This window comes from Cryobacterium glucosi (assembly GCF_004402235.1).
In the GTDB taxonomy this organism is placed as follows: domain Bacteria; phylum Actinomycetota; class Actinomycetes; order Actinomycetales; family Microbacteriaceae; genus Cryobacterium; species Cryobacterium glucosi.
Genome location: NZ_SOFS01000016.1, coordinates 45,862 through 60,459, shown reverse-complemented (window position 1 = coordinate 60,459; position 14,598 = coordinate 45,862). Strand labels below are relative to the sequence as shown.

General features: G+C 67.8%; 14 protein-coding genes. 2 read left to right on the top strand and 12 right to left on the bottom strand.

Annotated features, from left to right (window positions below):
* The first annotated feature begins 136 nt into the window (after positions 1–136).
* Positions 137–1,183: an App1 family protein gene (locus E3O46_RS06885; RefSeq protein ID WP_166791035.1), complete on the top strand. Its 1,047-nt coding sequence runs from the start codon at positions 137–139 to the stop codon at positions 1,181–1,183.
* A 55-nt stretch (positions 1,184–1,238) separates the two neighbouring features.
* Here E3O46_RS06885 and E3O46_RS06880 read toward each other — a convergent pair whose 3' ends face one another.
* From E3O46_RS06880 to hisD, 3 genes are all read right to left on the bottom strand, one after another.
* The gene (locus E3O46_RS06880; RefSeq protein ID WP_134446081.1) at positions 1,239–2,267 is read right to left on the bottom strand and encodes a quinone-dependent dihydroorotate dehydrogenase; all 1,029 of its coding nucleotides are present in this window, start codon (positions 2,265–2,267) and stop codon (positions 1,239–1,241) included.
* Positions 2,268–2,270: 3 nt separating this feature from the next.
* On the bottom strand, positions 2,271–2,762 hold the full coding sequence (gene nrdR / locus E3O46_RS06875) for a transcriptional regulator NrdR (protein WP_134446082.1): 492 nt from the start codon (positions 2,760–2,762) through the stop codon (positions 2,271–2,273).
* A 170-nt stretch (positions 2,763–2,932) separates the two neighbouring features.
* Positions 2,933–4,237 carry a histidinol dehydrogenase gene (hisD, locus tag E3O46_RS06870; RefSeq protein WP_134446083.1) on the bottom strand — a complete coding sequence of 435 codons (1,305 nt, stop codon included), beginning with the start codon at positions 4,235–4,237 and terminating at the stop codon, positions 2,933–2,935.
* Between the two features lie 73 nt (positions 4,238–4,310).
* On the opposite strand from hisD, the gene E3O46_RS06865 reads away from it, so the two are divergent.
* Positions 4,311–4,865, top strand: a complete 555-nt coding sequence (locus tag E3O46_RS06865) for a flavin reductase family protein (protein ID WP_134446084.1) — start codon at positions 4,311–4,313, stop codon at positions 4,863–4,865.
* 27 nt (positions 4,866–4,892) lie between these two features.
* Here the strand turns inward: E3O46_RS06865 and E3O46_RS06860 are convergent, their stop codons facing one another.
* The 9 genes from E3O46_RS06860 to ftsZ form a co-directional block, all read right to left on the bottom strand.
* Positions 4,893–5,681, bottom strand: a complete 789-nt coding sequence (locus tag E3O46_RS06860; RefSeq protein WP_134446085.1) for a lysophospholipid acyltransferase family protein — start codon at positions 5,679–5,681, stop codon at positions 4,893–4,895.
* An 85-nt stretch (positions 5,682–5,766) separates the two neighbouring features.
* Entirely contained in the window at positions 5,767–9,234 is a 3,468-nt protein-coding gene (gene dnaE, locus E3O46_RS06855; protein WP_134558368.1) for a DNA polymerase III subunit alpha, read from the bottom strand.
* 107 nt (positions 9,235–9,341) lie between these two features.
* On the bottom strand, positions 9,342–10,262 hold the full coding sequence (locus E3O46_RS06850) for an RluA family pseudouridine synthase (protein ID WP_134446087.1): 921 nt from the start codon (positions 10,260–10,262) through the stop codon (positions 9,342–9,344).
* 8 nt (positions 10,263–10,270) lie between these two features.
* On the bottom strand, positions 10,271–10,897 hold the full coding sequence (lspA, locus tag E3O46_RS06845) for a signal peptidase II (protein ID WP_134561392.1): 627 nt from the start codon (positions 10,895–10,897) through the stop codon (positions 10,271–10,273).
* On the bottom strand, positions 10,887–11,513 hold the full coding sequence (locus E3O46_RS06840; RefSeq protein ID WP_134446089.1) for a DivIVA domain-containing protein: 627 nt from the start codon (positions 11,511–11,513) through the stop codon (positions 10,887–10,889). Before E3O46_RS06840 ends, lspA begins: the two co-directional genes overlap by 11 nt.
* Before the next feature lie 138 nt (positions 11,514–11,651).
* Positions 11,652–11,948 carry a YggT family protein gene (locus E3O46_RS06835; protein WP_134561391.1) on the bottom strand — a complete coding sequence of 99 codons (297 nt, stop codon included), beginning with the start codon at positions 11,946–11,948 and terminating at the stop codon, positions 11,652–11,654.
* A gap of 8 nt (positions 11,949–11,956) precedes the next feature.
* Positions 11,957–12,493, bottom strand: coding sequence for a cell division protein SepF (locus E3O46_RS06830; RefSeq protein WP_134446091.1), 537 nt, complete (start codon positions 12,491–12,493; stop codon positions 11,957–11,959).
* 35 nt (positions 12,494–12,528) lie between these two features.
* The gene (locus E3O46_RS06825) at positions 12,529–13,221 is read right to left on the bottom strand and encodes a YggS family pyridoxal phosphate-dependent enzyme (protein WP_241987355.1); all 693 of its coding nucleotides are present in this window, start codon (positions 13,219–13,221) and stop codon (positions 12,529–12,531) included.
* Between the two features lie 7 nt (positions 13,222–13,228).
* Positions 13,229–14,410, bottom strand: coding sequence for a cell division protein FtsZ (gene ftsZ, locus E3O46_RS06820; protein WP_134446092.1), 1,182 nt, complete (start codon positions 14,408–14,410; stop codon positions 13,229–13,231).
* Positions 14,411–14,598: the final 188 nt, after the last annotated feature.

The following is a 14,598-nucleotide window of genomic DNA, read 5'->3' as shown; positions in this document are numbered from 1 at the left end:
TCCTACGGGTCTTGTCCCCCCGGCGATGCCAAACGGGTCGCGGCACGACTGGATCCTCCCGAAAGGGGCGGCACATGACAAACTAGGAGGCGTGCCGAAGCCTTCCAGAACAACGAATGCGGGCCGACCTGCGAAAATGATGCATCGCGCAGCCCGGATCGAAGACTGGATGCACGAACGTCGCGAGCGTAGCGCCCGCAAACGCGGTTATCTGCCCACGGTCATCCCGTACGCGGGATACGGAAGCACCGAATGGGTGCGGATTCTCTGCCGGGTTCTGCTGGCCAAGCCGGCTCGGACCAAGAAGGCCGTCACGCGCAGACGCTGGCGAGCCGAACGGCGCGAGGCCGGCATCCGCGGTTGGCGCAGTTTCACCGCGGTTCCCGTGCACGACGTCACCGTCACGATCGAGATCAACGGCTTCAGCCACCGCGTGAGCGCCGACCGCGGCGGCGTCGTCGACACGGTCATCCGGCTGCCGCTCACGCCGGGCTGGCAGGTCGCCCGACTCAGCACGGATGCCTCGGCACCCGTCGATGCGCCGCTCTTCATCGTCGCTCCGCTCGTCGATCGCGGCATCATCTCCGACGTCGACGACACGGTGATGGTCACGACCCTCCCCCGGCCGTTGCTCGCCGCCTGGAACACGTTCGTGCTCGACGAACACGGGAGGGTGCCCACCCCCGGCATGGCCGTACTCCTGGACCGTCTCACCGCGGCGGCGCCGGGGTCCCCGGTGATCTACCTGTCGACGGGCGCCTGGAATGTCGCGCCGACCCTGACCCGGTTCCTCTCCCGTAACCTCTACCCCGCCGGCGCGTTGCTGCTCACCGACTGGGGCCCCACCCACGACCGGTGGTTCCGCAGCGGCACCGACCACAAGCGCGCCAACCTGCGTCGCCTGGCCCTGGAGTTTCCCGGGATCCGCTGGATCCTGGTCGGGGACGATGGCCAGCACGACGAGGACATCTACAGCGAGTTCCAGCGCGAGTTCCCCGGCAGCGTCGAGGCCGTCGCCATTCGCGAGCTCTCCCCGAGCGAGGCGGTTCTCGCCGGACGACGGGCAAAGGATGCCGCCCTCGAGTCCACGGACCCCCGCTGGGTCTACGGGCCGGACGGTGCGAGCCTCGCCAGGCAACTCGTAGCGCTCGGAGTCCTCGCGCCGGGCGCACCGCTCATCTGAGCGATCGGCGGATGCCCGCGCACCTCGCACCGGCCGCTGACGTCAGGCGGGGAGGTTACGCGCGGAGCCGGTCGAGGCCGCGGTTGACCTGGCGCGCCCAGAGCGGGCCACGGTACAGGAACGCCGTGTAGCCCTGGACGAGGGTCGCCCCGGCATCGAGCCGCTCGGCGACGTCGGCGGCGGTGTCGATTCCTCCGACGGAAATCACGCAGAGGCCGGCGGGAACGCTCGCGCGGATCAGGCGCAGTACCGCGAGCGAGCGGGCCCGGAGTGGGGCCCCCGACAGGCCGCCGGCTCCGATGGCCTCGATCCTGGCGGCATCCGTCGAGAGACCCTCGCGTGAAATGGTCGTGTTGGTCGCGATGATGCCGTCGAGGCCGAGCCGCACGACGAGTTCGGCGATGCGGGTGACTTCCTCGTCGCGAAGGTCAGGGGCGATCTTGACGAGCAGGGGGGTGCTCCCGGACGCCGCCCGGACGGCGGTGAGAAGCGGGGCCAGCTGGTCGAGTTCCTGCAGGCCGCGGAGGCCTGGGGTGTTCGGCGAGCTCACGTTGACGACGAGGTAGTCGGCGAGGGGCGCGAGGGCCCTGGCGCTCACGAGATAGTCGCTCGTGGCGTCGTCCACCGCGGTCGCGCGGCTCTTGCCGATGTTGATGCCGAGCACCGGCCGTCCTGCGATCGAACGCACCCAGGCGAGGCGCATTGCTGCCGCTGCAGCGCCCTGGTTGTTGAAGCCCATCCTGTTGATCACGGCGCGGTCGGCGACCAGACGGAACAGCCGCGGTTTCGGGTTTCCCGGCTGCGGCAGCGCCGTGATCGTGCCGACCTCGACGTGACCGAAGCCGAGGCGGCCCAGGCCGATCACGGCGAGGCCGTCCTTGTCGAAGCCTGCGGCGACGCCGAACGGGGAATCGAAGCGCAAGCCGAGGGTGTGCACGGCCTGGTCGGTTCTCGGCCGGGTGAACGCATGGACAAGCCGCCCGATGCCCCGGCTCGGAATGAGACGGATCACCGTGAAGGCGAGGTGGTGTGCGCGCTCGGGGTCGAGCCGCGCGAGCACGTGCCGGAAGAAGAAGGGGTACACCGGCTACAGTTCGGGCTCGTCGTCGAGGGCCCCGTTGCGGAGACTCTCCTCGTGTTCGCTGCGGAGCTGGTCGATGGCGCTCTCGAAGTCTTCGAGGGAGTCGAACGCGCGGTACACACTCGCGAAGCGGAGGTAGGCGACCTCGTCGAGTTCACGCAGCGGCGGCAGGATCGCGAGGCCGACGTCGTTCGCGGCGACCTGGGAGGCACCCGTCTGGCGGATGGTCTCCTCGACGCGCTGGGCGAGGAGGGCGAGGTCGGAGTCCGTCACCGGCCGCCCCTGGCAGGCCTTGCGGACACCGGTGACGATCTTGTCCCTGCTGAACGGTTCGACGACGCCGCTGCGCTTGACGATGTTGAGGCTCGCGGTCTCCGTCGTGCTGAACCGGCGACCGCATTCGGGGCACTGGCGACGGCGACGGATGGAAAGTCCGTCGTCGCTCGTGCGCGAGTCGATGACTCGGGAGTCCGGGTGGCGGCAGAACGGGCAGAACATTGTGCTGCCAGCCTAGCGCCCCTTTCCGGGGGATTCGCCGTCGCCCGGGCGCGTCGCGCCACACCCTCGCCCCGACGCCCTGACCGATTCGACGGGCGCTCGGTCTGAAACACCCCGGAACGGCACTCCCCCGTGGCTTCCGGACACAATCTCCGTCGAATCGGTTCGGGTCAGGCGAAGCGGGCGGTCACGGCCGCGCCGTGCGCGGGGAGATCCTCGGCGTCCGACAGCGCCGCGATATTGGCGGCGACACCGCGGAGTGCGTCCCTGCTGTACTCGACGACCTGCTGCGGGCGGAGGAACGTGTACGCCCCGAGGCCGGACGAGAACCGGGCCTGGCCGCCGGTCGGCAACACGTGGTTGGAGCCCGCTGAGTAGTCGCCGAGGCTCACCGGTGAGTTCGGGCCGAGGAAGATGGCCCCGGCGTTCTCGATGAGCGCGAGTTCGACGTGCGGGTCCCTGGTCTGGATCTCGAGGTGCTCCGGCCCGAAGGCGTTGCTGAATGCGGCGGCGGCGGCGAGGTCGTCGACGAGCACGATCGCGGACTGGGTTCCGGAGAGCGAGGCGGTCACCCGCTCACCGTGAGGGGTTGTCACCGCGAGCACGGCGAGTCGCGCGGTGACGGCATCCGCGAGCTCGACCGAATCGGTGACGAGCACGGCGGCCGCGAGTTCGTCGTGCTCGGCCTGGCTGACCAGGTCGGCCGCGACGAGGAGCGGGTCTGCGTCGGAGTCTGCGATCACGAGGATGTCGGTGGGGCCGGCTTCCGCGTCGATGCCGGTGACGCCGCGGACGAGCCGCTTGGCGGCGGCGACGTAGACGTTGCCGGGGCCGGTGACGAGCTGGACGGGGTCGAGGCCGAGGCTCGGCACCCCGTATGCGAACGCGCCGACAGCGCCGGCGCCGCCCATGGCGTAGATCTCGGTGACGCCGAGTAGCCCGGCGACGGCGAGGATGGTCGGGTGCACGCGTCCGCCGAACGCCTGCTGCGGCGGTGAGGCGAGCGCGATCGAGCTGACCCCGGCGACCTGCGCTGGCACGACGTTCATCACGACGCTCGAGGGGTAGACGGCCTTGCCGCCCGGCACGTAGAGGCCCACGCGACGGATCGGCTGCCACCGCTGGGTGATCACGGCTCCCTCGGCGATGGTCGTGGTCACGTGCGGCGGCACCTGGGCCTCGCTCGCGAGCCTGACCCGCCGGATGGTCTCCTCGATGGCGATGCGCACCTCGGGCGAGAGCCCGGCCAGGGCATCGGCGATGTCGCCGGCCGGGACCCGGAGCGCGTCAGGGCGCACCCGGTCGAGCCGTTCGGCCTGGTCGTAGAGCGCCGCCTCGCCGCGCGCGCGGACGTCGGAGATGAGCTCGGCGGCCACGGCGCTCGCGGCGGTCACATCGGTGACGGCGCGCGGAATGGTGGCGAGCAGTTCGGCCGGCGTCGGCCGGGTGCCTCGTAGGTCAAGTCTCTGGATCATGTCTGACCAGCCTAGCCACCAACATCCATCACACGGGAATAGGGTGGCCTTCACAGACCTTGGGGCAAGTGACATGAACGAACTGAACGACATCCGCGAAACACCGACCGTTCCCCGGCTCGAGGGAGATCCGAACGCCCCTCTCGACCTCGCCGCGTTCAAGCAGGCGTTCCGGCGCCACGCCGCCGGTGTCGCGTGCGTGACGGCGCGCCAGACCGACGGAACCCCCGTCGGCTTCACGGCGACCTCACTTGCCTCGCTGTCGTCCGTGCCGCCGCTCGCGACCTTCAACATGGCCAGGACGGCAAGCTCCTGGCCGGCGATCGCCGAGACGGAGCGCGTCGTCATCCACACCCTCGGCGCACGCAATCGCGCCCTCGCCGAGCGGATGAGCGGGCCGAACGCCCTGCGCTTCGCCGGTGACCACTGGCATGAGGGTCCGCACGGCCTGCCGGTGCTGAACGACGTGACGAGCTGGATGGTCGGCCACATCATCGAGCGGGTCTCTGTGCACAACGGCGCCGTGATCGTCGTCCAGATCGAGGAGGGCGGCCTCGGCGACGAAGACGAGGCGTTGCTCTACCACGAGCGGATGTACCGGGTGCCCGGGCCGGAAGCGGCGCTCTGAGCCGAGGCGAACGACCCGTTGGCCGGGTCAGGCGTCGTCGCGTGTCGCGGCAGTGCGCTTGAGCGCGCGGAGCCGCTGGCGTTCTGCCTCGACGACCGCAGCCTCCTCCGGGGTCGGAGCCGCGCCGCCGAGATGGCGCGGCTGCCACCACTGGCCGGAACCGTCGACGGGATACCCGGCCTGGAGTTCGTCGACCATGGCCTGGAGGGTGTCGTGGAGCTGCGCGGTGAGCTCCTGGGCGTCGACGGCGGGGTCGAGCTCGAACGGCGCTCCCACGGAGAAGCGGATCGGCACCCGGTACGCCTCCCGCAGGGTGGGCTTGTGGTTCTTCGTCAGCAGCCGGTGGCCGCCCCAGACCGCGACAGGGATCACCGGGACGCCGGCCTCCCTCGCCATCCGGACCGCGCCGGACTTGAGCTCGCGCACGGTGAAGGAGGCGTTGACCCCGCCTTCCGGGAACACCCCGAGGAGTTCACCCGCGCGCAGGGCGGCGACGGCCTCGCCGTATGCTGCGGCCCCCGCCTGCATGTCGACGCTGATGTGGTGCATACCGCGCAGCAGCCAGCCGACGACGGGCTTGTCGAAGGCGCCCTTCTTGGCCATGAAGCGGATGTGCCTGCGGTTGTGCAGCCAGGCCTGCCATTCGACGAGGGCGAAGTCGGCATAGCCGAAGTGCGTGATCGCCAGGACGGCTCCCCCGGTATCGGGGAGGTTCTCGAAGCCGGTCGCCGCAGCCTTGAGCCGGAAGACCCCGAAGATGGCCCGGCCGGCCACGATGGCCGGGGTGTAGAACGGTTCGCTCGTGCGACGTGTCATGGTCCAAGGCTATTCCCGGGCGCATAGCCGACGGGCTATGCGCCCGGCGCGGCGGACGCGGCCGGCTCGGCTGGGACGGCGACCTCTAGCTGAGGCAGAACGGGCCGAGCAGGCTCTTGAGCTCGCCGAACAGGTCTGCGCTGATCGTGACCTGGTACGGCAGTTCGAAGACGCGGGCCGAATCGTTCTTGATCAGCTTGAGCCGCACCTCGGAGGAGCCACGGTGCCGGATCAGCACGTCGCCGAGCGCGGTGACGGTGTCGGTCGTCGCGCGCGCCTCTGTGAGGGTGATCGCGAGGGTGCCAGAGTCGCCGGTCTGTCCGAGGTCCGGCGCGAAGAGACTGTATGCGTGGATGTTCATGCCGTCGTCCCGGAGGCTCACCCGACCGCGCACCACGACGATCGAGTCGTTGATGAGCGCGGGCGCGAACTCCTGGTACGCCTTGCCCATGAACATCACGTCGATGTCGCCGCCGAAGTCCTCGACCTGGATGATGCCGTACTGGTTGCCGCTCTTCTTGGCGATCCGGTGCTGGACGCTCGTGATGAGGCCGGCGATCGTGACGGTGTCAGCGTCCTGGGTCTGTTCGGAGGCGAGCAGGTCGGCGATGGAGGTCGAGGCGTGTTTCGCGAGCGGGATCTCCAGGCCGGCGAGCGGATGGTCGGAGACGTAGAGGCCGAGCATGTCGCGTTCGAAGGCGAGTTTCTCCTTCTTGCTCCATTCCGGACGGTCCGGGACCTGTTCGGTCTCCTGCGGGTCGTCGAAGAGGCTGTCGAAGTCGAAGCCGACCATGCCGTGTTCCTCGTCGCGCTTGATCTTCACGGCGGACTCGACGGCGCCCTCGTGGATCTCGACCATGGCCCGGCGGGTCGCTCCGAGGGAGTCGAAGGCGCCGGCCTTGACGAGGGATTCGACCGTGCGCTTGTTGGCGACCTGGATCGGCACCTTGCGGAGGAAATCGTGGAAGGACTCGAAACGGCCCTTCTCGTCGCGCGAGGCGCGGATCGCGTCGACGACGTTGAAGCCGACGTTGCGCACGGCGCCGAGCCCGAAGCGGATGTCCGGACCGACGGCCGCGAAGTAGCCGATGGACTCGTTGACGTCCGGCGGGAGCACCTGGATGCCCATCCGGCGGCACTCGTTGAGATAGAGCGCGAGCTTGTCGCGGGAGTCGCCGACGCTCGTCAGCAGGGCCGCCATGTACTCGGCCGGGTAGTGCGCCTTGAGGTAGGCGGTCCAGTAGCTGACCACGCCGTACGCCGCGGAGTGCGCCTTGTTGAAGGCGTAGTCGGAGAACGGCAACAGGATGTCCCAGACGGTCTTCACCGCCTCCATGGAGTACCCGTTGGTCTTCATCCCGGCGGAGAACCCGGCGAATTGCTTGTCGAGCTCCGATTTCTTCTTCTTGCCCATGGCCCGGCGCAGCAGGTCGGCCTGGCCGAGCGAGAAGCCGGCGAGCTTCTGCGCGATCGACATGACCTGTTCCTGGTACACGATCAGGCCGTATGTGGTGCCGATGACGTCCTTGAGGGCTTCCTCGAGTTCGGGGTGGATCGGCACGATCTCCTGCTGCCCGGTCTTCCGCAGCGCGTAGTTGGTGTGCGAGTTCGCGCCCATGGGCCCCGGCCGGTAGAGCGCGATGACGGCGGAGATGTCCTCGAAGTTGTCGGGTTTCATCAGGCGGAGCAGTGCGCGCATCGGGCCACCGTCGAGCTGGAAGACGCCGAGGGTGTCACCGCGGGCGAGCAGCTCGTATGCGATGGGGTCATCGAGGCCGAGGTCCTCGAGCACGGGCCGGTGGCCGCGGTTGACGGCGATGTTGTCGAGGGCGTCGTCGATGATCGTGAGGTTGCGGAGCCCGAGGAAGTCCATCTTGATCAGTCCGAGGGACTCGCACGCCGGGTAGTCGAACTGGGTGACGATCTGGCCGTCGGCCTCGCGCTTCATCACGGGCACGATGTCGATCAGCGGGTCTGACGACATGATCACGCCGGCCGCGTGCACGCCCCACTGGCGTTTCAGGTTCTCGAGGCCGAGCGCGGTGTCGAAGACCGTGCGGGCCTCGGCATCCGTCTCGATGATCGCGCGGAAGTCGACGGCCTCGCGGTAGCGCGGGTGGTCCTTGTCGAACATGCCGGTGAGCGGCATGTCCTTGCCCATGATCGGCTGCGGCATGGCCTTGGTGAGCTTGTCGCCCATCCCGAACGGGAAGCCGAGTACCCGGCTGGAGTCTTTCAGGGCCTGCTTGGCCTTGATGGTGCCGTAGGTGACGATCTGGGCGACGCGCTCGGAGCCGTACTTCTCGGTGACGTAGTGGATGACCTCGCCGCGGCGACGATCGTCGAAGTCGACGTCGAAGTCAGGCATGGAGACGCGGTCCGGGTTGAGGAACCGCTCGAAGATCAGGCCGTGCACGAGCGGGTCGAGGTCGGTGATGCCCATCGCGTACGCGACCATCGACCCGGCTCCCGATCCGCGCCCTGGGCCGACCCGGATGCCGTTCGTCTTGGACCACATGATGAAGTCCGCGACGACGAGGAAGTAGCCGGGGAAGCCCATCTGGGCGATGATGCCGACCTCGTAGTCTGCCCGGGTGCGCACCTCGGCGGGAATGCCGTTCGGGTACCGGCGGGCCAGGCCGAGCTCGGTCTCCTTGACGAACCAGCTTTCCTCGTTCTCGCCCTCCGGGGTCGGGAAGCGCGGCATGTAGTTGGCCTGGGTGTCGAACTTCACCTCGCAGCGCTCGGCGATCAGGAGCGTGTTGTCGCAGGCTTCCGGGTTGTCGCGGAAGAGGTGCCGCATCTGGGCCGCGGTCTTGAGGTAGAACTCGTCTGAGTCGAACTTGAACCGGTTCGGGTCGTCGAGGGTCGACGCCGACTGCACGCACAGCAGGGCGGCGTGCGCCGTCGCATCGTGGGCGTGCGTGTAGTGCAGGTCGTTCGTGGCGACGAGCGGGAGGTTGAGCTCCTTGGCGAGGCGGAGCAGCTCGCTCATGGTGCGGCGCTCGATGTCGATGCCGTGGTCCATGATCTCGCAGAAGTAGTTCTCCGGTCCGAAGATGTCCCTCAGCTCCCCCGCAGCCTTCTTCGCCTCGTCGTACTGGCCGAGACGGAGGCGGGTCTGCACTTCGCCGCCGACGCAGCCGGTCGTGCCGATCAGGCCGTTCGAGAACTCGCTCAGCAGCTCGCGGTCCATGCGGGGCTTGAAGTAGTAGCCCTCGAGTGAGGCCTTCGTCGAGAGCCGGAAGAGGTTGTGCATGCCCGCGGTGTTCTCGGCGAGCAGCGTCATGTGCGTGTACGCGCCGCTGCCGCCGACATCGTCGCGGTTCTGGCCGCTCGTGCCCCATTTGACCCTGGTCTTGTCCCGCCGGTCGGTGCCGGGGGTGATGTAGGCCTCAGTACCGATGATGGGCTTGATGCCGGCGTCCGTCGCGGACTTCCAGAAGTCGAACGCGCCGAACATGTTGCCGTGGTCTGTGATGGCGACCGCGGGCATTCCCTGTTCGACGGCCTCTTTGATCAGCGGTTTGACCCGCGCGGCTCCGTCGAGCATGGAGTATTCGCTGTGCACATGCAGGTGCACGAAAGAATCATTCGATCCGTTCGCGCTAGTGGTATTCGACACGGATGCTCCGGTAGATGGTGTGTGGTGTTCCTGGCCTAGACATCCCTGAGCACGGTCAGGGCATGCTCGAGGTCCGCGGGGTATTCGGCGGAGAAGGTGACCCATTCCCGGGATTCCGGGTGGAAGAACGCAAGCTGTTTGGCGATCAGCCACTGCCGGGTGAGTCCCAGCCTGGCCGTGATCGAGGGGTCTGCACCGTACATAGCGTCGCCGACGCACGGATGCCGCTGGGCGGCCATGTGTACCCGGATCTGGTGGGTGCGTCCCGTCTCCAGGTGCACTTCGAGCAGGGACGCCGAGGGGAAGGCCTCGAGGGTCTCGTAGTGGGTGACCGAGTCTTTGCCGCCGGCGATGACCGCGAATTTCCAGTCGGAGCGCGGGTGCCTGCCGATGGGCGCGTCGATCGTGCCTGCACTCGGGTCGGGATGGCCCTGCACGACGGCATGGTAGATCTTCTCGACCTCGCGGTCGTGGAAGGCCTTCTTGAGGGCGACGTACGCCGTCTCCGACTTCGCGACGACCATGAGTCCGCTCGTGCCCACGTCGAGGCGATGCACGATGCCCGCGCGCTCCGAGGCCCCAGAGGTCGCGATCCGGTAGCCGCCGGCGGAGAGCGCGCCGAGAACCGTCGGGCCCGTCCAGCCGACGCTCGGGTGGGCCGCGACACCGGAGGGCTTGTTCACGACGACGATGCTCTCGTCGTCGTAGACGATCGTGAGGTCGGGGACCTCGATCGGAACGATTTCGAGAGCGTCCTTCGGTTGCCAGTTCACCTCGAGCCAGCTTCCCGCGTGCAGGCGGTCGGACTTGCCGACCACGACGCCGTCGATCGCGACACCGCCTGCCTCGGCGACCTCTGCGGCGAAGCTGCGGGAGAAACCGAGGAGTTTGGCGATGCCGGCGTCGACGCGAACGCCGGCGAGGCCGTCCGGAAGGGGGAGGGAGCGGGTTTCCATGGGGGGAATCAGGGTGCTAACTGGGTGGGTGTTGCCGGGGTGCCTTCGGCGGGCAGGGGCGGTGCCGGGGTCGAGCCGGGGTCGGCCGGATCGGCATCATGGGCGGTGCCGACCGGCTCGCGCACGGCCCTGCGTCCGTCGAGGCCGATGCCGCGGATGGTGAGGATCATGAAGATCACCATGCTCGTGACGATCGACGCGTCCGCGACGTTGTAAATGGCGGGGATCAGCCAGGGTGTCGTGATGAAGTCGACGACGTGGCCCAGGCCGAAGGACGGCTCCCGGAAAAGCCGGTCGGTGAGGTTTCCGAGCACGCCGCCGAGGAGCAGGCCGAAGACGAGCGCCCACGCCAGGGAGCGGATGCGCCCGGCGAAGATCACGATGAACACGACGACCGCCGCGGCGATGATCGTGAAGATCCACGTCATGCCGGTGGCGAGGCTGAACGCCGCGCCCGGGTTCCGGACGTAGTGCCATTGCAGCACATCCCCCAGAACCCGGACGGTACTTCCTTCGGTCAGCGAACTGACGACGAGGAACTTGGCCGTCTGGTCGAGCGCATAGACGCCCAGCGCGGCGAGGCCCAGAACGATGAGCGCGCTGGATCGCCCTTTCGTTCGGACCTTAGGAGCCAAAGCCCTGGTAGCTCGGCTTCTGCGCGCTCTCGGCGCCGACCGGTGAGGCAGCGTCGAGGTCGTGCAGCTGGCCCTCGATGTAGCTCTTCAGCTTCTGGCGGTATTCGCGCTCGAAGGTGCGGAGCCCGTCGATCTTGTTCTCGAGGACGGAGCGTTCCTTGTCCAGGATCGTGTTCTGCGCGCGCTGCTTGGCTTCGGCCTCCGCAACGAGGCGGGCCGCAGTTGCGTGACCCTCGGCGATGAGGGCGTCGCGCTTCTCGGCGCCTTCCTTGACGTGTTCCTCGTGCAGGCGGCGGGCCAGCTGCAGCAGGTTCGTGGTGCCGGCGGTCTCGTCGATCGGCTCGGCCACGGGAGCCGCTGCGGCGACGACCGCGGGAACGACGACGGGCGCGGGAACGACCTCGGGAGCCTTGACGGCTTCGACGGGGGCGACGACGGGAGTGCTTCCGGCTTCGGTGCTGACACCGGCGCGGAGCTCCTCGTTTTCGGCAGTCAGGCGGCGAAGCTCCACGACGACCTCGTCGAGGAAGTCATCCACCTCGTCCTGATCGTATCCTTCACGGAACTTGGTCGACTGGAACCGCTTGTTGACTACATCTTCCGGAGTTAGCGCCATGGCTTTCCACCCTTAAAACTCAGTTGAGAACTTTTTGTCGAACGAATAATTGACGCTACCGGACGGAGCGTGTTGCACACGCGAACCCGGGACGCCTCGATCAAGAATACATGCCGCACTCCGGAACGGACGCGAGAACTACCGGAGAGCGCCGACGACGCCCATGCCGATGATCGTGCAGAGCATGGTCAGGCTCCAGCCGAAGTCGAATGCGATCGGGCCGACCCGCAGTGGCGGCAGGATGCGCCGGAAGAATTTGACCGGTGGATCGGTGACCACGTAGATGAATTCGACCAGAACGAGCGTGATTTCCTGCGGGCGCCACGAGCGGTTGACGCTGCGGACGAGGTCGACGATGAAGCGTCCCCACATGACGAAGAAATACAACAGCAGGGCGAAATAGATGATCCAGGCGAGCAGTGTGACGACGAACACGGCCGAGACTATGACTGCGCGAAGAAGGACGACTCCGTGTCGGACTCCTCGGCGGCGTTGTCGCCCGAGACGACGATGTGGGACGGCGAGAGCAGGAACACCTTGGCGGTGACCCGTTCGATCTTGCCGTAGAGGCCCTGGGAGAGGCCGCTTGCGAAGTCGATGAGCCTGCGCGCGTCGGCGTCACTCATCTGGGAGAGGTTGATGATGACCGGAATGCCCTCGCGGAAGGATTCCGCGATCAGCTGGGCATCGCGGTACTGGCGCGGGTGGACGGTGAGGATTTCATTCATTTCTGAGGCAGCCACATTCTTGGGAGTGGAGGTCTTGCGCAGCGGGGTCACCGGGGCGCGGCCATTGGTGCCGTGAGAGCCCTCGACGCGCGTCGCGGACGGGCCGGCCTGGTGCGGCGCGGCGGTCTTCGGCTGGGCGGAATTCGAGACGGCATTCTGATCGGCCGCGGGTGGGGCGACGGGCGCCTCGTACTCCAGCTCTTCGTCTGCCAGCCCCAGGTAAACCATGGTTTTCTTGAGCGGGTTGGACATCTCGACCTCCGTGTTGGTGATTCTTCGTACTCAGATTAACCGAGAGTCGGGCGATTCCCGGTGATTGCGGTGCCAATTCGAAGGTGTGTCGCCCCTTCGCGGATGGCCTCCGGATAGTCCTGCGACATGCCCATCGACAGGAATCGCGCCTCGGGCGCGGACCTGCGGATGCCCTCCCCGAGTGACCGGACCCTGGCGAACTCCGCTGCCGGTTCCGCCCCGAGCGGGGCGACGGCCATGAGCCCGAGCAAGCGCAATCCCGGCGTGCCGAGCACGTGCTCGACGAGCGCATCGAGCCCGGAGGGATCGACGCCCCCGCGAGCGGGGTCGTCCGTGAGGTTCACCTGGATGAAGCAGTCGATGGACGAGTCGGCAGAGCCGAGGGCCGTCGCGAGGGACGCCCGGTCGACGGAATGCACGACGTGAGCGTATGAGCGCACCTGCCGGGCCTTCTTGCCCTGGACCTGGCCGACGAAATGCCAGGTGAGGTCGCGGCCGGCCAGGGCGCCGGCCTTTTCCTGGGCCTCCTGGTGGCGATTCTCGCCGAAATCGTGCACACCGAGCCGGAGGAGTTCCTCGATCATCGTGACGGGATGGAACTTGGTCACGACGATCGTCGTCACGTCCGCCGGGTCCCTGCCCGCGTCCCTGGCGGCCGAGGCGACCCGTTCGCGCACGACGTCGAGCCGCCCGGCGAGGCCGGACGGCTCAGGACGCAATTCGGTCACGATGGGTTTACTTGAGGAAGTCGGGGATGTCCAGGTCGTCGGGGTCTTCTTCGAAGGCCGGGTCAGCGACGGCCGTCCCTGCTTCTCCGGCGGACCAGGTCGCGACGCTTGCCTCTTCGGTGCCGAAGACGCTCGCAGCGCCGCCCGATGCAGCATCCGCCGTAGCGGAGACGGCGCCGGCGGCGACACCCGCGGCCACGAGGTCCGCGTGGCGCACCTCGACGGCCTTGACACCGGGTTCTCCGCCGTCGAAGCCTGCTGCGATGACCGTCACCCGGACCTCGTCACCGAGGGTGTCGTCGATGACGGCACCGAAGATGATGTTGGCTTCGGGGTGCACGGCCTCCTGGACGAGGCGGGCCGCATCGTTGATCTCGAAGATGCCGAGGTTCGAGCCGCCCTGGATCGAGAGGAGCACTCCGTGTGCGCCGTCGATGGACGCCTCGAGCAGGGGGGAGGCGACGGCGAGTTCTGCCGCCTTGATGGCGCGGTCTGCACCGCGTGAGGAGCCGATGCCCATGAGCGCGGAACCCGCGCCCTGCATGACGGACTTCACGTCGGCGAAGTCGAGGTTGATCAGACCGGGGGTCGTGATCAGGTCGGTGATGCCCTGCACGCCGGCGAGGAGGACCTGGTCGGCCGTTGCGAAGGCCTCGAGCATGCTGATGCCGCGGTCGCTGATTTCCAGCAGGCGGTCGTTCGGCACGACGATGAGCGTGTCGACCTCGTTCTTGAGGGAGGCGACACCCGCCTCGGCCTGGGCCTGGCGGCGCTTGCCCTCGAAGCCGAACGGCTTCGTGACGACGCCGATGGTGAGCGCGCCGATGGACTTCGCGATGCGGGCGACGACGGGTGCTCCGCCGGTGCCGGTGCCGCCGCCTTCGCCGGCGGTCACGAAGACCATGTCGGCTCCCGCGAGGGCTTCTTCGATTTCTTCGGCGTGGTCCTCGGCGGCACGACGGCCGACCTCGGGGTCCGCGCCGGCGCCGAGGCCACGGGTGAGGTCGCGACCGACGTCGAGCTTGACGTCGGCGTCGCTCATCAGCAGCGCCTGGGCATCGGTGTTGATGGCGATGAACTCGACGCCACGGAGGCCGAGTTCGATCATGCGGTTGACAGCGTTGACGCCGCCGCCGCCGATTCCAACAACCTTGATGACAGCGAGGTAGTTCTGGTTTGTTGTTGACACGTCCGGCCTCCGGTGGAACCCTAAACCTCTGGTCGAAGTTTAAAGTTATGCTGAGTATGCAATTCCTGATTTCGAAGGTAAGCGCCACGCATCCCCCTCCGGGGAGGCGCGCCCGCGTGTCGCGAACAACCCCGGAAAAATCACCGTGCGGATTACGCGTGGCGGGACGACTCGGTTCCCCGGCCGGC